This window comes from Pseudomonas fjordensis, assembly GCF_976987115.1.
The window spans coordinates 1,258,809-1,276,517 of sequence record NZ_OZ336860.1; the positions used below are offsets into that span (position 1 = coordinate 1,258,809).

General features: G+C 61.5%; 16 protein-coding genes. 12 read left to right on the forward strand and 4 right to left on the reverse strand.

Annotated elements, in window-relative coordinates:
• Positions 1 to 13: 13 nt before the first annotated feature.
• On the reverse strand, positions 14 to 637 hold the full coding sequence (locus ACWHXD_RS05645; RefSeq protein ID WP_138761343.1) for a DUF1120 domain-containing protein: 624 nt from the start codon (positions 635 to 637) through the stop codon (positions 14 to 16).
• 384 nt (positions 638 to 1,021) lie between these two features.
• On the opposite strand from ACWHXD_RS05645, the gene ACWHXD_RS05650 reads away from it, so the two are divergent.
• The 7 genes from ACWHXD_RS05650 (at position 1,022) to dacB (ending at position 9,576) form a co-directional block, all read left to right on the forward strand.
• On the forward strand, positions 1,022 to 1,840 hold the full coding sequence (locus ACWHXD_RS05650) for a response regulator (protein WP_138761344.1): 819 nt from the start codon (positions 1,022 to 1,024) through the stop codon (positions 1,838 to 1,840).
• Between the two features lie 198 nt (positions 1,841 to 2,038).
• Positions 2,039 to 2,674, forward strand: coding sequence for a response regulator (locus tag ACWHXD_RS05655; RefSeq protein ID WP_032893444.1), 636 nt, complete (start codon positions 2,039 to 2,041; stop codon positions 2,672 to 2,674).
• A 90-nt stretch (positions 2,675 to 2,764) separates the two neighbouring features.
• On the forward strand, positions 2,765 to 3,235 hold the full coding sequence (locus ACWHXD_RS05660; protein ID WP_003188784.1) for a nuclear transport factor 2 family protein: 471 nt from the start codon (positions 2,765 to 2,767) through the stop codon (positions 3,233 to 3,235).
• A gap of 36 nt (positions 3,236 to 3,271) precedes the next feature.
• Positions 3,272 to 3,544 carry a GIY-YIG nuclease family protein gene (locus ACWHXD_RS05665; RefSeq protein ID WP_032897605.1) on the forward strand — a complete coding sequence of 91 codons (273 nt, stop codon included), beginning with the start codon at positions 3,272 to 3,274 and terminating at the stop codon, positions 3,542 to 3,544.
• Between the two features lie 75 nt (positions 3,545 to 3,619).
• On the forward strand, positions 3,620 to 4,561 hold the full coding sequence (locus ACWHXD_RS05670; RefSeq protein WP_098949501.1) for a glutathione S-transferase family protein: 942 nt from the start codon (positions 3,620 to 3,622) through the stop codon (positions 4,559 to 4,561).
• A gap of 590 nt (positions 4,562 to 5,151) precedes the next feature.
• A complete protein-coding gene (locus ACWHXD_RS05675; protein WP_138761346.1) occupies positions 5,152 to 7,566 on the forward strand; it encodes a TonB-dependent siderophore receptor in 2,415 nt (804 codons plus the stop codon).
• A 555-nt stretch (positions 7,567 to 8,121) separates the two neighbouring features.
• Positions 8,122 to 9,576: a D-alanyl-D-alanine carboxypeptidase/D-alanyl-D-alanine endopeptidase gene (gene dacB / locus ACWHXD_RS05680; protein WP_138761348.1), complete on the forward strand. Its 1,455-nt coding sequence runs from the start codon at positions 8,122 to 8,124 to the stop codon at positions 9,574 to 9,576.
• Position 9,577: 1 nt separating this feature from the next.
• Here the strand turns inward: dacB and ACWHXD_RS05685 are convergent, their stop codons facing one another.
• Positions 9,578 to 10,357 carry an IclR family transcriptional regulator gene (locus ACWHXD_RS05685; protein WP_098949498.1) on the reverse strand — a complete coding sequence of 260 codons (780 nt, stop codon included), beginning with the start codon at positions 10,355 to 10,357 and terminating at the stop codon, positions 9,578 to 9,580.
• 120 nt (positions 10,358 to 10,477) lie between these two features.
• Between ACWHXD_RS05685 and hmgA the strand changes: the two genes are divergently transcribed.
• The 4 genes from hmgA (at position 10,478) to ACWHXD_RS05705 (ending at position 15,200) form a co-directional block, all read left to right on the forward strand.
• Positions 10,478 to 11,761: a homogentisate 1,2-dioxygenase gene (gene hmgA / locus ACWHXD_RS05690; protein ID WP_098949497.1), complete on the forward strand. Its 1,284-nt coding sequence runs from the start codon at positions 10,478 to 10,480 to the stop codon at positions 11,759 to 11,761.
• Positions 11,762 to 11,764: 3 nt separating this feature from the next.
• Positions 11,765 to 13,051 carry a fumarylacetoacetase gene (gene fahA / locus ACWHXD_RS05695; RefSeq protein ID WP_138761349.1) on the forward strand — a complete coding sequence of 429 codons (1,287 nt, stop codon included), beginning with the start codon at positions 11,765 to 11,767 and terminating at the stop codon, positions 13,049 to 13,051.
• 12 nt (positions 13,052 to 13,063) lie between these two features.
• Positions 13,064 to 13,699: a maleylacetoacetate isomerase gene (gene maiA / locus ACWHXD_RS05700; RefSeq protein ID WP_138761350.1), complete on the forward strand. Its 636-nt coding sequence runs from the start codon at positions 13,064 to 13,066 to the stop codon at positions 13,697 to 13,699.
• A gap of 148 nt (positions 13,700 to 13,847) precedes the next feature.
• Positions 13,848 to 15,200 carry an MFS transporter gene (locus tag ACWHXD_RS05705; protein ID WP_138761351.1) on the forward strand — a complete coding sequence of 451 codons (1,353 nt, stop codon included), beginning with the start codon at positions 13,848 to 13,850 and terminating at the stop codon, positions 15,198 to 15,200.
• A gap of 108 nt (positions 15,201 to 15,308) precedes the next feature.
• Here the strand turns inward: ACWHXD_RS05705 and ACWHXD_RS05710 are convergent, their stop codons facing one another.
• The gene (locus ACWHXD_RS05710) at positions 15,309 to 16,112 is read right to left on the reverse strand and encodes a SirB1 family protein (protein WP_138761352.1); all 804 of its coding nucleotides are present in this window, start codon (positions 16,110 to 16,112) and stop codon (positions 15,309 to 15,311) included.
• Positions 16,113 to 16,299: 187 nt separating this feature from the next.
• Here ACWHXD_RS05710 and ACWHXD_RS05715 point away from each other — a divergent pair, with 187 nt between their 5' ends.
• Positions 16,300 to 17,319, forward strand: a complete 1,020-nt coding sequence (locus ACWHXD_RS05715; RefSeq protein ID WP_044272022.1) for a Glu/Leu/Phe/Val dehydrogenase family protein — start codon at positions 16,300 to 16,302, stop codon at positions 17,317 to 17,319.
• Between the two features lie 55 nt (positions 17,320 to 17,374).
• Here the strand turns inward: ACWHXD_RS05715 and ACWHXD_RS05720 are convergent, their stop codons facing one another.
• The gene (locus tag ACWHXD_RS05720) at positions 17,375 to 17,635 is read right to left on the reverse strand and encodes a YebG family protein (RefSeq protein WP_003188807.1); all 261 of its coding nucleotides are present in this window, start codon (positions 17,633 to 17,635) and stop codon (positions 17,375 to 17,377) included.
• Positions 17,636 to 17,709: the final 74 nt, after the last annotated feature.

A 17,709-nucleotide genomic window follows, 5' to 3' on the forward strand; every position in this document is an offset into this window, starting at 1 on the left:
GGGAGGCGTCCATTTACAGGTACTTGACTTCAAAGGTCGCGGAACCGTCGATCGCGACTTCGTCGGTCAATGTCAGGTCTTTTGCGGGGTTAATCGTCGCTTCGAGCGTGACATCCATGACCGCGTCCTTGATCGGGTGAGGCGCCCAACCGCTGTCGCCCCGACTGCCCAGCGCCACCAGTACGTGGGGGCCAATGACTTCGTCAGACAGCAACGTCACCCAGAACCCGTCAGCGTTGTACATGGCCAACAGGGTGGAGGGGGTTTCGGCCACCGGGTTGGTGAACGCCAGCAGATACCGCCCCAGCTTCTGGTTTTCGTTGGTCATGCCCAGGCCAAAGTAAAACCTGTTAACCGCAGAGCCGGCTCGATTGTCGATGGGCTGGATGGCAAACAGCGTTGCTGCATCGCAGTTCACGCTCAGTGGCACGGTCTTGCGTTCAAGCAAGGTACCGGTGTCGATATTCAGGTCTTTTGCCGCGATTTTTCCGAAGTCGATATCACCTGGCAGGCTCGGTGTACAAGCGCTGGGCGTGATCAATCCTTTGACACTCAGGTCGACGCTGCTGGCGGCAAACACCGAGGATGTCATGGCGAGCAGCAGGGCACCGCTCAACAGGGATGCAGGGGTTTTCATTTCCAATTGTTCCATTGCAGTCTGGCAGATAGAGACGCGTACAGGTCAGCGCTCGGCCCTATGTGGGTGAGTGGTTGGCGTGGTGGCGTTCTCACTGTTTTTTTGCGTTGCCGGGAAGTGGCAAGCCGTCCCTCTTTTGGGGTGGGCACAATTTAGCGAGGGGGCTTTGAGGGGGAAATACAACTAATACGACATTGGCGGGTTGGGCTGTAAACGCGGTGCGGGACGGTAGATTTTCGCGGCGTTTTTCGTAGTTGTTGTATCGGCGTAAGGCCATTCAAAAGGTTATAGGTTGAAAGCCGATAACAATCAAAAGGGTGCGCCTGGCATTGCTGTATCAGTGCCCTGGATGGCTGCCGAATTAATCACCACGAAGAGGTACTGATGGGTTCGCCAGGAGGTTCAACCGCAGGAGCGAGCCGGACAGTCAAACCGCCTTTTTCTCCCCCGCCTCATTGGCAGGACTTGAATGTTCTGGTCGTGGAGGATCATTCAGCCTATCGCCTGTTGCTGGGTTGGTTGTTGCAAAAACTGGGGCTCGGACACGCGTTGGCCACCGATGGCTTTATGGGATTGGACGCCTTTACCAACCGGCCCTTCGACCTGGTGATCAGTGATTGCCGGATGCCCTTCATGGACGGTTACAGCATGGCCCGTGCGATTCGCCAGCATGAGCGCAAGCACGGGTTGAAGCGGGTGCCCATCATTGCCTTGACCGCCAACCTGCAAAACGACAGCCCCCAACGTTGCTGCAAGGCCGGCATGGATGCCTGGCTGCTCAAACCCCTGACCCTTGAACAACTGCACGCCGTGCTGGTGCGCTGGTTACCAGGCGGGGAAGGCCGTTCTGTCGAGCCATACGCTGCTGCTGCGGTGGCGAACTGGCCCACCCGTGCCACGCTTGTGACCACGTTTGGCAGCGACCTGGTCGTCGACCAAATGCTGGAAACCCTGTTGATGGAGGCCTGGGAAGACCAGCGGGTGTTACGTCATGCCCGTGTGACGTTGAACGCGCCATTGACCGCCGAGCGCCTGCATCGGCTGGTGGGCAGCCTGGTATTTCTGGGCGGCACGGGGTTGGAATCCAGTGCCGTGAGCTTGATCGAACAGGTCCAGGCCGAGGGTGTCGCTACGCATAAGGCGCAACTGGAAGTGTTTGAAGCACGGCTGTGCGCTTATCTGGAGTATCTGTCTGAGTTGTGAAGAATGCTGTTGCAGAGCGTTTTACCTGGTCGTTGGTCTAAGTTTGGCTGTAGGTATTTTCCTATTGTGTTGTAGTCCAAAAAACAGCCGCTACTGAACATTGGGTTCGGCCGCAAGCGCCTCTTTGTTAGCAGTTGTTGATGATCGCAGGCAGAGGTATTTTGCGCGGATTCAAGTTGCCATCATTCGTGGGTGCCTATGCTTCGAGTAATTATTGCTGACGATCACCCTATTGTCCGGGTCGGACAGAAAGTTGTGATCGAGGCGAATGGCAAGTGCAAAGTGGTCGGTGAGGCCGACGGTCCCGATCAGTTACTCGACGTGCTCAGTCGCACGCCGTGCGACGTACTGGTCACGGACTTCGCCATGCCAGGCGGCCAGCAGGCCGATGGCTACTGCTTGTTGGGCCTGTTGCAGCGCCAGTATCCGCAGTTGCCGGTGGTACTGGTCACCATGTTCGCCAACGTCGCCACGTTACGCGCAGCCTTTGCCCACGGCGCCAGGGCAGTGGTCGCCAAAAGTGCTTCGGCCAAGGAGTTGCCCTTGGCGATCAAGGCGGTGTGTGCTGGCCAGACCTTCGCCAGTGAATGCCTGCGGGTACAACTGGTGGAAGCCGGCACTGGCGATCAATCCCAGGAGCCGCAGTTGTCCGGCAAGGAACGCGAAGTGGTGCGCATGCTGGCCAGCGGCATGACCGTCAGCCAGATTGCAGCCCAGGTCAACCGCAGCATCTCCACCATCAGCAAGCAAAAAAGCACGGCGATGCAGCGCCTGAGTATTTCCACCGACGTTGACTTGTTCGCCTATGCCCGCAGTACCGGGATAGCGCCGTAGCGCGCTTATTTGCGTGGCGAATGACAGTAGCCATGACGGCCTGGGCGGCTTATCGTGCGCCTACTCTTTTGACGCCTGCGGAGCCTGCCCATGAGTGATGCCCATAATGCCCTGATCAGCCAGTTCTACAGCGCCTTCCAGCGTCTGGATGCCGAGGCCATGGTCGCCTGCTACAGCGATGACGTGGTGTTCAGCGACCCGGCCTTTGGCGAACTGCGAGGCCGTGACGCAGGGGACATGTGGCGCATGCTCACCACCCGTGCCAAGGATTTTTCGTTGACCTTCGACCAAGTGCGCAGCGACGAGCGCACCGGCAGTGCGCATTGGGTAGCCACCTACCTGTTCAGTGCAACCGGCAATACGGTGGTCAACGATATCCAGGCGCGCTTTGTATTGCGTGACGGCAAGATCTGCGAGCACCACGACCACTTCGACCTGTGGCGCTGGTCGCGCCAGGCGTTGGGCACCAAGGGCCTGCTGTTGGGCTGGACGCCGCTGGTACGCAACGCCGTGCGCGCCCAGGCGAACAAAGGCCTGAAGGCATTCCAGGCCAGTCGTTGATAAACTGCGCGCCCCTTTGCCTTGCCGAACCTGTCCGTGAGTACGCCTGAACCCAAGCCTTGGTATGTCTACCTGGTGCGCGCCGCCAATGGCGCGCTGTATTGCGGCATCAGCAACGACCCGGTACGCCGGTTCGCTTCGCACCAAAGCGGCAAGGGCGCGCGGTTTTTTCTGTCCAGCCCGGCAGTGGCGCTGGTGTACACCGAGCAGTGTGCGAGCAAGGGGGAGGCGTTGCGTCAGGAACGCCTGATCAAAAAGTTGAAGAAGAGCGCCAAGGAATGCCTGGCCGCAAATGGCTCATCACTCTGACTGATAGGTTCCCATCACGCAGTCAGGACCGTTTGCGCGGTAATCTGCTCGCTCACTCGCCAAGCGGAAACCCATATGTCTGAGCTCATCCTGCACCATTACCCGACCTCACCCTTTGCGGAAAAAGCGCGGCTGTTGCTGGGCTTTAAAGGCCTGTCCTGGCATTCCGTACACATCTCGCCGGTGATGCCCAAGCCCGACTTGACGGCCTTGACCGGCGGCTACCGCAAAACTCCGGTGCTGCAGGTGGGAGCGGATATCTATTGCGACACCGCCCTGATCGCTCGCCGCCTGGAGCAGGAAAAGTCCTCGCCGGCCCTGTTTCCGCTGGGCCAGGAAATGATCACCCAGACCTTCGCCACCTGGGCCGACAGCGTGGTGTTCGCCCATGCCGTCAGCCTGGTGTTCCAGCCCGAGTCGGTGGCGGTGCGCTTTGGCAAGTTACCGCCGGAGGCCATCAAGGCCTTTATCGCTGACCGCGCCGCGCTGTTCAGTGGCGGCACGGCGAGCAAGCTCCCGGCTGAACTGGCCAAGCATCAATGGCCGGCGATCATGGCGCGGTTGGAGCAACAGTTGCAGCGGGAGTCCGGCGACTTCCTGTTCGGCGCGCCGTCGATTGCCGACTTTGCCTTGGCCCACTCGCTGTGGTTCCTCAAGGCCACGCCTGTCACCGCGCCTTTGGTGGATGCTTACCCGGCTGTGCTGGCCTGGCTGGGGCGCGTGCTGGGTTTTGGTCATGGAACCGCCAGTCAGATGACCGCGGAGCAGGCTTTGGATATCGCCCGCAATGCTACACCGGCACCTTTGCCGGATGAGGTGTTCGAGGATTTGAACGGCTTTAAGGTGGGTCAGGAGGTGACCATTGCGGCTATCGACTATGGTGTTGATCCGGTGGCCGGGGAGTTGCTGTTCGCTGGGCGTGAAGAGCTGATCCTGCGTCGCACGGATGAGCGTGGTGGTACGGTGCATGTGCATTTTCCGCGCTGGGGGTTTCGTATCCAGGGCATCGCTGCCTGAAGGGTGAACGAATCACCCCTGTAGGCACTACGTGGCCAGTGTGGGAGCTGGCTTGCCTGCGATGGCGGCCTGACAGTCAACACAGTTGGACCGTGTACATATCCATTGCTGCGGTAACGGCCACTTGGGGTTCCGCCCTGACGGCGGCTCACTTTTGAACAGCGCAAAAGTAAGCAAAACGCTCTTGCCCCACCACTCGGCACCTCGCTTAGGCTCGGTGTGCCCGTAATCCGCCAGTGATTTGGGGGGCCGCCGCCACGCGCCATCCATGGCGCGGGGCGGCTAAACCGGCATCCCTGCCGGTTTACCCCCCAAATCCCTGTCGAATTCCGGCCAGCGTGGTTTGACGGGGCGCCTAAGATCAAAAGCAGATCAAGATCAAGAGCGGCTCGCTTCGCATTGTGGTTACCGTCTGCTGCTACAGCCCAGAAAGTTGTGTAGACACCTATGCTGCGATAGCGGTGGCAGCCAGATGCAGTAAATAAAAATAATTGCCAGCAGAGGTGAGGTAAATCGCCGGCCCATTCGTGTAGTGCATGAAACTGCGATCAATTCGCATTAACAGCGTTTTCTACACGGGTGCTCACAGCATGAAATCGACAGCGGGCGGTTGGGTCAAACAGTGGCTGGGAGCCTCGGTATTCACGGTGTCTGGGTTGGCCTTGCTGCCCCTGGCGATGGCGCAGGCGCAGGAGCAGCACAGTGCCCAGTTCAATTTTGCCCTGGCGGCCAAGCCGTTGCCCCAGGCGTTGAGCGATTTCAGCCGGGTTACCGGGATCAGTGTGATCTACACCGATGAAGCGCCCTACGGCATCAACGCCCCGGCGGTCAGTGGGCAGATGAGCGCGAGCCAGGCCCTGCAACGTCTGCTGGGCCGTTCCGGTTTCACCTTTCGCCAGATCGACGCCCGTACTCTGGCGCTGGAACCGGTGCCCACCGATGGCGCGGTCAATCTGGGCGCTACCACCATCAGCGGCATCGACTTGACCCAAGCCAGCACCAGCTACCAGCCTCCGCCCACCAGTTCGGTGATGCGCTCCCGTGGCTTGCTGCTGGAAACCCCGCAAACCGTGAATGTGGTGCCCGCCCAAGTATTGCGCGATCAACAGCCGCGTAACCTGGATGACGCCCTGGGCAATATCAGTGGCATCACCCAGTCCAACACCCTCGGCAGCACCCAGGACGCGGTGATGCTGCGTGGCTTTGGCGACAACCGTAATGGCTCGATCATGAAAGACGGCATGCCGGTGGTGCAGGGCCGGGCGTTGAACGCCACCGCTGATCGTGTCGAAGTGCTCAAGGGGCCGTCTTCGCTGCTGTACGGCATCCAGGACCCGGGTGGCGTGGTCAATATCGTCAGCAAAAAGCCTGAGCTGGTACAGTCCACGGCTCTGACCGCGCGTGGTTCAACCTTCGGCAGCGGCAAAAACGGCAGTGGCGGCAACCTCGACACCACCGGGCCCCTCGGTGACAGCGGTTTGGCCTATCGCCTGATCGTGGATCATGAAGACGAAGACTACTGGCGCAACTACGGTACCCATCGCGAGACGCTGGTGGCGCCGTCCCTGGCCTGGTACGGCGATACCACCCAGGTGGTTGTCGCCTATGAACACCGCGAGTTTCTCTCGCCCTTTGACCGTGGCACGGCCATCGACCCCAAGACCCGCCACCCGCTGAACATCCCCGCGACCCGCCGCCTGGATGAGCCGTTCAACAATATGGAAGGGCGCTCCGACCTGTATCGCCTGACCGTCGACCACGACCTGAATGACGACTGGAAAGCCCACTTCGGCTACAGCTGGAACCGCGAAACCTACGACGCCAGCCAGGTGCGCGTGGTCAAGGTCAACCCCAACGGCACCTTGACCCGCAGCATGGACGGCACCCAGGACGCGCTGACCACCGACCGTTTCGCAACCGCAAGCCTTGAAGGCAAGCTGAATGTGGCGGGTATGCAACACGACCTGGTGTTCGGCCTGGACGACGAGTACCGCAAGATCTACCGCGCCGACCTGATCCGTCAGGCACCGCGCGGTGTCTTCAATTACAACAACCCTGTGTACGGCAACGAAGTGGCGGGCTCCAACGTCAGCGCGCCGGACAGCAACCAGACGGACCTGCTGCGCAGCGACTCGCTGTTCTTCCAGGATGCGATTCATCTCAACGACCAGTGGATTCTGGTCGGCGGTGCACGCTATCAGATGTACGATCAATACGCCGGCAAAGGCGTGCCGTTCACCGCCAACACCGATGGCAACGGCCAGAAATGGGTGCCGCGGGCCGGGCTGGTGTACCGCTACACCGATGAACTGTCGTTCTACGGCAGCTACACCGAGTCGTTCAAACCCAACTCCACCATCGCGCCGCTGGCCAACAAAACCGTGCTGGATGGCAGCCTCGACCCTGAAGAGTCCAAGGCCTGGGAGCTGGGCACCAAGTTCGACCTGCCGGGGCGTATCACCGCCAGTGCGGCGTTGTTCAACATCGACAAACGCAACGTGCTGGTCCAGGTGGGCGAGGGGCTAACCTCGGTCTACAGCGTGGCGGGCAAGGTGCGCTCCCGTGGCCTGGAGCTGGATGCCAGCGGGCAATTGACCGACAAGTGGAGCCTGATCGGCAGCTATGCCTACACCGATGCCGAGGTCACCGACGACCCGACGCTCAAAGGCAAGCGCCTGCAGAACGTGGCGAAAAACACCGGCTCGCTGTCGGCGGTGTATGACTTCGGCACTATTCTGGGTGGCGATCAACTACGGGTCGGCGCCGGTGCGCGCTATGTGGGCGAGCGCGCAGGGGATGCGGCCAACAGTTTTGAACTGCCGAGCTATACCGTGGCGGATGTATTTGCCAGCTACGACACGCAACTTGATGGGCAGAAGGTCAAGTTTCAGCTCAACGTGAAGAACCTGTTCGACCGCACCTATTACACCTCTTCGGTGAATACGCAGTTCGTGTCCATTGGCGATGCGCGGCAGGTGTCGGTCTCAAGCACGTTGACCTTCTGATTCCTTGTTGGTGGCATTCTTCTGTGGGAGCTGGCTTGCCTGCGATGGTCATAGGGATTTAACAACTCTGAAGCTATCGACGGTAACCACGATGCGAAGCGAGTCGCTCTTGATCTTGATCTGCTTTTGATCTTAGGCGCCCCGTTAAACCACGCTGGCCGGAATTCGACAGGGATTTGGCGGCGGCCCCCCAAATCACTGACGGATTACGGGCACACCGAGCCTAGGCGAGGTGCCGAGTGGTGGGGCAAGAGCGTTTTGCTTACTTTTGCGCTTTTCAAAAGTGAGCCGCCGTCAGGGCGGAACCCTAAGTGGCCGTTGCCTAAATAACGGATATGTACCCGGTCCAACTGTGTGGACTGCCAGGCCGCCTTCGCGAGCAAGCCCGCTCCCACATTGGGACCGTGGGGTGTCAGGTAGTAGGCGTCGGCTGGCAGGCCGCCATCGCAGGCAAGCCAGCTCCCACAGGAAAGCGGATAGCATTCAGTGCCCTCGCCACATTGATAGCGAGCTGTTAGCGTTGCCGCCATTGCAGGCTTATGGAAAACGCTACTGATGCACTTTGGAAAATGGTTGCACACCAGCACCCTGCTGGTCGGCTTGAGTTTTTTGCTGGGCGGCTGCGCCAGCGTCTCCCAAACCACCCCGGCAATCCTGGATAAGCTGTTGAGCGACCCGGCGCTGCACGGCGCCACGGTCTCGCTGATGGTGCGTGACGCCCTCACAGGCACCACGCTGTATCAGCACAACCCACGCACCCGGCTGGTGCCCGCGTCCAACCTCAAGCTGTTGACCACGGCGGCGGCCATGGATGTGTTGGGGCCGCACTACCGCTTCGCCACCCAACTGCTGAGTAATGGCATACGCCAGGGCGACCGGCTGACTGGCAACCTGTACCTGCGTGGCTTGGGCGACCCGAGTATTCAGTTTGCCGACTACCAGGCGCTCGCCGCGCAATTGGCCAGCCAGGGCGTGCGCCAGGTGCAGGGTGACCTGGTGTTCGACGATACCTGGTTCGATGCCGAGCGGCTGGGCGTGGACTGGTCCCATGATGATGAAACCACTTACTACGGCGCGCAGATTTCAGCGTTGACCGTGGCGCCCAATACCGACTTTGATGCCGGCAGCGTGCTGGTCACCGCCAAGGCGCCGTTGCGCGTCGGCTCGCCGGTCGGCGTGGACATCTACCCGCCCACCGATTACCTGCAACTGAATAACCGCGCCGTCAGCGGGCCGGGTAACAGCTATGGGATCAACCGTCGCCATGGCACCAACCTGCTGCAGCTCAGCGGCGCGGTGGCGCCGGGCCGGCAGAGCCAGCAATTGATCAGCGTGTGGGAACCGACGCAACTGGTGGCCAACCTGTTTGAGCAAGCCTTGGCGCAGCAGGGCATCAAGGTGCTGGGGCATCGGGTGATGGGCGGGGCGAGTCCTGCTGGGGTAGCGGTGCTGGCTGAACACCAATCGGCGCCGTTGCAGGAACTGATCGTGCCGCTGCTCAAACTCTCGAACAACGCCATGTCCGAAGCCTTGCTCAAGGCCATGGGTCGCCAGACGGCCAACAATGGCACGGCGGCGGCGGGCGCCGTGGCGGTGGCCGGCTTTCTCAAGCGCCAGGGGCTGGACACCAGCGCTTTGAGCCAAGTGGACGGCTCCGGCCTGTCGCGGCGTAACCTGGTGTCGTCGCAAACCCTCACCGACCTGCTGCTGGCGGCGAGCAAACAGCCGTGGTTCGACGCCTGGTACAACGCGCTGCCGGTTGCCGGCAATGCCGACCGCATGACCGGCGGCAGCCTGGGTTACCGCCTGCGCGGCACCCCGGCGGAAAATAACCTGCATGCCAAGACCGGCTCCATGGCCGGCGTGTCGTCATTGAGTGGTTACATCACCGATGCTCACGGGCGCAAGCTGGTGTTCGCGATGTTGACCAACAACTATGCGGTCGCTGGCGCGCAGGTAAAAGCCGTGGAAAACCGCGTCGCCGTGGCCCTGTCCCGTAGCGACGATTGATTCAGGGCTGATAGCCCATGCGCCAACTCACGGCCCGGGTCGCCGCCAGCAAGCGTTGCGCCGCCGGGCCATCTTCATCGGCATGGAACAGTGAGGTCGGGCCGACTACGGTCATCACCGCCGCGACGTGCCCGACCGCATTGAACACCGGCGCTGATAATGCATCCACGCCAGGCATCAGCAGCCCATGGACGAAGTGCAGGCCGCGGCTGCGGATTTGCTCGCACACGCTGGCATAGGCCTGATCGTCCGCCAAGGTGTGGGCGGTGCCGGCTTGAACCTCGCGCTCGCGCAGTTCCACGGTTTCCCGCGACGGTAGGTAGGCGCTGAACACCAGCCCGGTGGACGAGCTGAGCAGCGGTAATACCGAGCCCAATTGCGTCACCACGGTGACGGCACGCACCGCCGGCTCGATGTGCACCACCGTCGCGCCCTGGTTGCCCCACACTGCCAAAAAGCAGGTTTCATTCAATTCATCGCGCAGCTCGGCCAGGGGCAGGGCGCCGACCTTCAACACATCCAGGCTGCCCAGCGCCGCCAACCCTACACGCAACGCTTCGCGGCCCAGGCCGTAATGGTTGGTGGCGCTGTTCTGTTCGGCAAAACCCGAAGCGATCAGGGCCTGCAAATAGCGGTGCACCTTGCTCGCCGGCATCTGCACATGTTCGGCCAGGCGTGACAACGAGGTGGCCGGGGACAGTTCGGCCAGGGCCTTGAGGATATCGGTGCCGACTTCCGCCGAGCGGACTTTCTGTTTACCGGTGTCGCGGGGCTTTTCCATGGAAGGGCGAGAATCCGAGAGATGAATGGGCGTCTTTATAGCTTGACGGTCGAGAGTGATCAAATTACGTTATGCGTAACTGGATTACGATAAATACAACTGACCCTTAGAGGACGATCCATGAACCTCGAATACCTGTCGGGCTTCGGCAATGAATTCGCCAGCGAAGCCTTGCCCGGCGCGCTGCCGGTCGGCCAGAACTCGCCGCAAAAAGCCCCTTACGGGCTCTATACCGAGCTGTTTTCCGGCACCGCCTTCACCATGGCTCGCAGCGAAGCCCGTCGCACCTGGCTGTACCGCATCCAGCCGTCGGCCAACCACCCGGCATTCGCCAAGCTTGCGCGGCAATTGGCCGGTGGCCCTCTGGGCGCGGTAACGCCGAACCGCTTGCGCTGGAACCCGCTGGATATCCCGAGTGAGCCGACGGACTTTATTGACGGCCTGGTGGGCATGGTCGCCAATGCGGGGGCAGAGAAACCTTCGGGCATCAGCATCTATAACTACCGCGCCAACCGCTCCATGGAGCGCGTGTTCTTCAATGCCGACGGCGAACTGCTGATCGTCCCCGAGCAGGGCCGCCTGCGCATCGCCACCGAGTTGGGTGTGCTTGACGTCGAGCCGCTGGAAATCGTGGTGCTGCCCCGTGGTCTCAAGTTCCGTGTCGAACTGCTGGACACGCAAGCACGCGGTTACGTCGCTGAGAACCACGGCGCCCCGCTGCGCCTGCCCGACCTGGGCCCTATTGGCAGCAACGGACTGGCCAACCCGCGCGACTTTCTTACGCCGGTTGCCCACTACGAAGACCTCAAGCAACCGACCACGCTGGTACAGAAATTCCTCGGTGAGCTGTGGGGCTGCGAGCTGGACCACTCACCGCTCAACGTGGTCGCCTGGCACGGTAACAACGTGCCGTATAAATATGACCTGCGCCGTTTCAATACCATCGGCACGGTGAGTTTCGATCACCCGGACCCGTCGATCTTCACGGTTTTGACCTCACCTACCAGCGTGCACGGCCTGGCCAACCTCGACTTCGTGATCTTCCCGCCACGCTGGATGGTGGCCGAGAACACCTTCCGTCCGCCGTGGTTCCACCGCAACCTGATGAACGAATACATGGGCCTGATCCAGGGCGCCTACGACGCCAAGGCCGAAGGCTTCCTGCCGGGCGGCGCATCGCTGCACAGTTGCATGAGCGCCCACGGCCCGGATGGCGAGACCTGCACCAAGGCCATCAACGCCGACCTGGCGCCGCACAAGATCGATAACACCATGGCGTTCATGTTCGAGACCAGCCAAGTGCTGCGCCCGACCCAGTTCGCCCTGGAGTGCCCGCAACTGCAACCTGCTTACGACGCGTGCTGGGCCGCGCTGCCCGCCACCTTCAACCCGAACCGGAGATAACCCATGACTCAACCAACGCAGACCCGCAGCTGGGTATCCTCGGCCAATGGTCACGCGGATTTCCCCCTGCAGAACTTGCCCCTGGGCGTGTTCAGTATCAATGGCTCGGCACCGCGCAGTGGCGTGGCGATTGGCGATGCGATTCTCGACTTGCATGCCGCGCTGGACGCGTTTGAAGGTGAAGCCCGGCGCGCCGTTGAAGCCACTGCGGGCGGGCAGTTGAACGCGTTTTTCGAACTCGGTCGCGGCCCCCGCGTTGCCCTGCGCGAGCGCCTGCTGGAACTGCTGGCCGAAGGCAGCGAGCTGCAAACCCGCGAAGCGCAAGTACTGCACCGCGCTGTCGATTGCCAGATGCACCTGCCGGCCAAGATCAATGACTACACCGACTTCTACGTCGGCATCGAGCATGCGCAAAACGTCGGCAAATTGTTCCGCCCCGATAACCCGCTGCTGCCGAACTACAAGTACGTGCCCATTGGCTACCATGGCCGTGCCTCGACCATTCGCCCCTCGGGTACCGAGGTGCGACGCCCTAAAGGCCAGACCTTGCCGGCCGGCCAGACCGAGCCGACCTTTGGGCCATGCGCACGCCTGGACTATGAGTTGGAACTGGGCATCTGGATCGGCCAGGGCAATGCCATGGGCGATGCGATTGCCATTGGCGATGCCGCCGAGCATATCGCTGGTTTCTGCTTGCTCAACGACTGGTCGGCGCGGGACATCCAGGCTTGGGAATATCAGCCGCTGGGGCCGTTTTTGTCGAAAAGCTTTATCACCAGCATCTCGCCGTGGGTGGTGACTGCCGAAGCTTTAGAACCTTTCCGCAAGGCCCAGCCGCCGCGCCCCGAGGGTGATCCGCAACCGCTGCCTTACCTGCTGGATAAGCGTGATCAGAACGCGGGCGCCTTTGATATCGAACTGGAAGTGCTGCTCACCACGGCCTCGATGCGTGAACAAAACCTGCCCGCCCATCGCCTGACCTTGAGCAATACCGAGCATATGTACTGGACCGTGGCGCAAATGGTGGCGCACCACAGCGTCAACGGTTGCCAGTTGCAGGCCGGCGACCTGTTTGGTTCGGGCACCTTGTCTGGCCCGCAGCCTGGGCAGTTCGGCAGCCTGTTGGAGATTACCGAAGGCGGTAAAAAGCCGATTGAATTGGCTTGCGGTGAGGTGCGTAAATTCCTTGAAGATGGCGACGAAATCATCCTGCGTGCCCGTTGCAGCCGCGAGGGCTTTGCCTCCATCGGCTTCGGCGAATGCCGCGGCACCGTGGTCGCGGCGCGCTGAGAGGGCAGGGCCATGGAACTCTATACCTACTACCGCTCTACTGCGTCGTATCGAGTACGTATTGCCCTGGCCCTCAAAGGCCTGGATTTCACCGCGCTGCCGGTCAACCTGCTGGTGCCGGCCGGCGGCGCCAACCGCCAGCCTGACTACCTGGCGATCAACCCCCAAGGGCGCGTGCCGGCGTTGCGTAGCGATGAAGGGGCGTTGTTGATCCAGTCACAGGCGATCATCGAGTACCTGGAAGAGCGTTATCCACAGGTGCCACTGCTCGCCAAGGATTTGGTCGCCAGGGCCCATGAGCGGGCGGTGGCGTCGATCATCGCCTGTGATATCCACCCGTTGCATAACTCCAGCACCCAGAACTTGCTGCGCAAGTGGGGGCACGACGAGGCGCAATTGCTGGAGTGGATCGGGCATTGGATCAGCCAGGGCCTGGGCGCGGTGGAGCAGTTGATTGGCGACACCGGGTTTTGCTTTGGCGAACAACCGGGCCTGGCCGATGCGTTTCTGATCCCGCAGTTGTACGCGGCCGAGCGTTTCAAGGTGCCCTTGGCGGCATACCCACGCATCGGGCGGGTGGCGGCGTTGGCGGCCCAACATCCGGCCTTCATGCAGGCACACCCCGCCAATCAACCTGACACCCCCTGAACCACCTTTAATGATCGTTCCCACGCTCTGCGTGGGAACGCCTCATGTGACGCTCCGCGTCACGGTTCTAAAAACGGACGCGGAGCGTCCAGGGCTGTATTCCCACGCAGAGCGTGGGAACCATCATAAAAAAAACAGGTACCTTGCGATGCACAATCAGATTGCCAGCTTTCGCGCGGCACTCGACGCCCGTCCGGTGTCGCGCTATCAATGGTTGATTCTCCTGCTGCTGGCACTGCTACTGGTCACCGATGGCTATGACGCCCAGGTGCTGGGCTATGTAGTGCCGGCGCTGGCCCAGGACTGGGGCCTGGACAAATCCGCGTTCGGCCCCGTGTTCAGCGCCAACCTGCTGGGCCTCACCCTCGGCTCGCTGTTGGTGACACCGCTGGCGGATCGGTTTGGTGTGCGACGCATTCTGCTGGCGTGCGTGCTGATCTACGCCAGCCTCACGGTATTGATGGTGTTCGCCAATTCCCTGACCACGTTGATGGCGGCGCGATTTATCTGCGGGATCGGCATGGGCGGTGCGATGCCCAGTGCCATGGCGTTGATGTCGGAGTATTCGCCACCACGCCTGCGCACCTTGATGGTGACGCTGGCCGCCTGTGGCTTTTCGTTCGGCGGCGCGGCGGGTGGCTTTGTGGCGGCCGGGTTTATCGACAGTTTTGGCTGGCAGGCGGTGTTCCTGGCGGGTGGTGTGACGCCGTTGCTGCTGTTCCCGTTTCTGGTATGGCTGTTGCCCGAATCCTTGCCGCGTCTGTTGCGCGATGCGCCGCCCTATCTGCGTTTGCGCAGAGTCACGGCGCGGATGCTGCCCGACTGGCAGCCACCGCCCGCGACCGAAGCGGAAAACTTGAAGGAGCAAGGCAGCAAACTGACGGTGGTGGAGCTGTTTCGCAACGGCTACGCGCGCCCGACGCTGCTGATCTGGGCGACTTTCTTTGTCAGCCTGATCCTGCTGTATTTCATGATCAGCTGGCTGCCTTCGCTATTGCTCGAAAGCGGCCTGGCGTTGAACGAAGCCAACCTGGTCACCTCCATGTTCCTGTTCGCCGGCACCTTGGGCGCCATTCTCATGGCCTGGTTTGCCGACCGCCTGAAAAGCAAAGTACGGTTGCTGTCCGGCGTGTTGGCGGCGGCAGCGTTGTGCACCATCTTGCTGGGCTTGAACCACGACAACCCACGCTACCTGGTGGCCTGCGTGTTCGCTGCCGGGTTCTGCATCATCGGCGGGCAACTGACCCTCAATGCCTTCGCGAGCAACTTCTACCCGGCGCACGTGCGCGCCACCGGCACGGGCTGGGCGTTGGGGGTGGGGCGATTCGGGTCGATTCTGGGGCCGCTGTTTGGCAGCCTGTTGCTGGCGATGCATATACCGGTCGAGCAGATTTTCTTCTTCTGCGCGATTCCGGCGGTGATTGCAGCGTTGTTGATTATTCAAGTGCGGGCGCCGGGAGCTAACACGCTGCACAGCGACGTTCTCAAACCCTCACTGTAGGAGCGAGCTTGCTCGCTAAGCACGTCAACGATAATGCGGGCATCCTGGTTTAACGCGGTGCCCTTGCGTTCTTCGCGAGCAAGCTCGCTCCTACAGTTGGGAGTTGGGTCAGTGCATTACTGAGTTGGGCGGCAGGTGCCCGAGCCGCTCGGTCAGGCGCAGACGCTGGATCGGGTCATCGCTGAGCATCAGGGCGTGTTCCAGGTCGAAGCGTTCGGCGCTGGGGCAATCCAGGCGTTGATACAGGCTGGCGCGCGCCAGGTAGTCGGAGGCGCTGGCGTTGCCCAGTTCCAGTACGCGCTCGGCGTCCACCAGGGCCGCCAACGGTTCGTCGTTGGCAAGGTAGAGTTGGCGCAGGTTGCGCGACAGCCGTTGCAGGATCGCCCGTGGCTCGGCAGTCAGCAGGTGGTCGGCCTGCAATTTCAGCTTCTCCCCGTATTGGCGCGCCAGCAACTCGCGACAGTCGTTAGGGTACAGGCGCCGGCCGCCGCAAGGGTCCAGCAGGTGATCGGCACCCGGTACCCGCAGCAGGAAGTGCCCGGGGAAGTTCACGCCGACCATGGGGATATCCAGGCGTCGTGCCATCTCCAGGGCGATCAGGCCCATGGCCAAGGGTTGCCCGCGTTTGCGTTGCAGCACCTTGTCCAACAGCGCGGCGGCGGGGCGCAATGGCGTATGGTCATCCTGAGCAAACCCAAGGTCATTCATGCGTCGCAGCAGCGGCTGGCCGAGTTCATCCGCCGGTAGCAGGGGCATGCCCAGGCTGACCTGTTGTTGCAGCGCGCCAAGCTCGTGCAGGATCAGCGCCGGCTGCACGCTGGCGTCATGCTCGGCAGCAATCCACAGCGCGGCTTCGAACAGCGCGGGGGGTGAACGGTCCAGGCAGGCGAAAAAAGCTGTGCGGGGGTTCATCGAGTTCTCCGGCGTATGCCCCCGTTTTAGCCTTGCTGAGAATTTTCGTCCAGCACCTTGAGAGATATCCCACGCGCTTATGTCGTAGATCCCACGAAAACGCGCGGCTTATTCCAGCGCAATCCAGCAGTTTTCTGCCGCAAGCCTATACTTGGCCCACTACCAGAAGTGATTCGGGAGCTCATTGATGTTTGCGCTCATGCACAGCACCCGCCTTGAATCGCTGCACCTGAGCGTTGATCCGGTGACCGGCTTGAAGGCGATCATCGCCATCCACAACAGTCGCCTGGGCCCAGCGTTGGGTGGCTGTCGTTACCTGGCTTACCCTAATGATGAAACCGCCGTAGCCGATGCTGCGCGCCTGGCGCAAGGCATGAGCTACAAAGCCGCACTGGCCGGGCTGCCGGTGGGCGGTGGCACGGCGGTGATCATCCGCCCCGTGCACGTGGAAAGCCGTGCGGCGCTGTTCGAGGCGTTTGGCCGTTGTGTGGAAAAACTCGACGGCCGCTTCATCACTTCGATCGACAGCGGCACCTCGGTCGCCGACATGGACTGCATCGCCCAGAACACCCGCTTTGTCACCAGCACCACCGCCGCCGGCGACCCCGCGCCCCATGCTGCCATGGGAGTGTTCGCCGGTATCCGCACCACCGCTATGGCGCGCCTGGGCAGCGACAACCTCGAGGGCCTGCGCGTCGCGGTACAGGGCCTGGGCAATGTCGGTTACGCCCTTGCCGAGCAACTGCATGCCGCCGGTGCCGAGCTGCTGGTCAGCGACATCGATCACGGCAAGGTGCAACTGGCCATGCAGCAACTGGGCGCCCACCCGATTGCCAACGACGCCTTGCTCAGCACCCCGTGCGACATTCTTGCGCCCTGCGGCGTCGGCGCAGTATTCAACCGTAACAGCGTCGGCCAGCTGCGTTGCGCCGCCGTGGCGGGTTCGGCCAGCGCGCAACTGACCAACCTGGACATCGCCGACCAATTGGAAGGCCGCGGCATCCTCTACGCACCGGACTATGTGATCAACTCTGGCGGGCTGATCTACGTCGCCCTCAAACACGCCGGCACCGACCTGCCCGGCATCACCGCGCACCTGTCAAACATCGGCAGCCGCCTGACCGAAATCTTCGCCCACGCCCAAGCCGAAAAACGCTCGCCCGCACGGGTGGCTGATGAGCTGGCCGAACGCCTGCTGTACAAATAGGCCAGGCATTAAAAAGGCCCTGAATCCATGATTCAGGGCCTGTTCAATTCGGGCTTTACTCCGCCGCCGGGTTCAGCAACTCGGACAATGCGTCCGGCTGGCTCTTGAACGCCTTGGCAAACACATCGCGGTTCTTCGCCATGTAGATCCCGGCTTCTTCCACCTGCTGCTCGCTCAACGACGGCACGGCTTTTTGCAACACCTCTGCCAGCAACTCAGCGAGTTCAAGCATCTTGTCATGACGGTCAGCTTCGGCTTTATCCATGAACAAACGCTCCAGATCTCGGCTGCTGCGGTATACCACTTCGACGGCCATTCACCACCTCACATGCCTTCACGATAGTTGTCTTTTGCGACTACTGTATTTATATACAGCGAAAAGGATAAGCC

What these genes read in the sequence shown, in the direction of transcription:
- ACWHXD_RS05645 (WP_138761343.1), bottom strand. Translation starts at nt 637, where the DNA reads ATGAAAACCCCTGCATCCCTGTTGAGCGGTGCCCTGCTGCTCGCCATG.
- ACWHXD_RS05650 (WP_138761344.1), top strand. Translation starts at nt 1,022, where the DNA reads ATGGGTTCGCCAGGAGGTTCAACCGCAGGAGCGAGCCGGACAGTCAAA.
- ACWHXD_RS05655 (WP_032893444.1), top strand. Translation starts at nt 2,039, where the DNA reads ATGCTTCGAGTAATTATTGCTGACGATCACCCTATTGTCCGGGTCGGA.
- ACWHXD_RS05660 (WP_003188784.1), top strand. Translation starts at nt 2,765, where the DNA reads ATGAGTGATGCCCATAATGCCCTGATCAGCCAGTTCTACAGCGCCTTC.
- ACWHXD_RS05670 (WP_098949501.1), top strand. Translation starts at nt 3,620, where the DNA reads ATGTCTGAGCTCATCCTGCACCATTACCCGACCTCACCCTTTGCGGAA.
- ACWHXD_RS05675 (WP_138761346.1), top strand. Translation starts at nt 5,152, where the DNA reads ATGAAATCGACAGCGGGCGGTTGGGTCAAACAGTGGCTGGGAGCCTCG.
- dacB (WP_138761348.1), top strand. Translation starts at nt 8,122, where the DNA reads ATGCACTTTGGAAAATGGTTGCACACCAGCACCCTGCTGGTCGGCTTG.
- ACWHXD_RS05685 (WP_098949498.1), bottom strand. Translation starts at nt 10,357, where the DNA reads ATGGAAAAGCCCCGCGACACCGGTAAACAGAAAGTCCGCTCGGCGGAA.
- hmgA (WP_098949497.1), top strand. Translation starts at nt 10,478, where the DNA reads ATGAACCTCGAATACCTGTCGGGCTTCGGCAATGAATTCGCCAGCGAA.
- fahA (WP_138761349.1), top strand. Translation starts at nt 11,765, where the DNA reads ATGACTCAACCAACGCAGACCCGCAGCTGGGTATCCTCGGCCAATGGT.
- maiA (WP_138761350.1), top strand. Translation starts at nt 13,064, where the DNA reads ATGGAACTCTATACCTACTACCGCTCTACTGCGTCGTATCGAGTACGT.
- ACWHXD_RS05705 (WP_138761351.1), top strand. Translation starts at nt 13,848, where the DNA reads ATGCACAATCAGATTGCCAGCTTTCGCGCGGCACTCGACGCCCGTCCG.
- ACWHXD_RS05710 (WP_138761352.1), bottom strand. Translation starts at nt 16,112, where the DNA reads ATGAACCCCCGCACAGCTTTTTTCGCCTGCCTGGACCGTTCACCCCCC.
- ACWHXD_RS05715 (WP_044272022.1), top strand. Translation starts at nt 16,300, where the DNA reads ATGTTTGCGCTCATGCACAGCACCCGCCTTGAATCGCTGCACCTGAGC.
- ACWHXD_RS05720 (WP_003188807.1), bottom strand. Translation starts at nt 17,635, where the DNA reads ATGGCCGTCGAAGTGGTATACCGCAGCAGCCGAGATCTGGAGCGTTTG.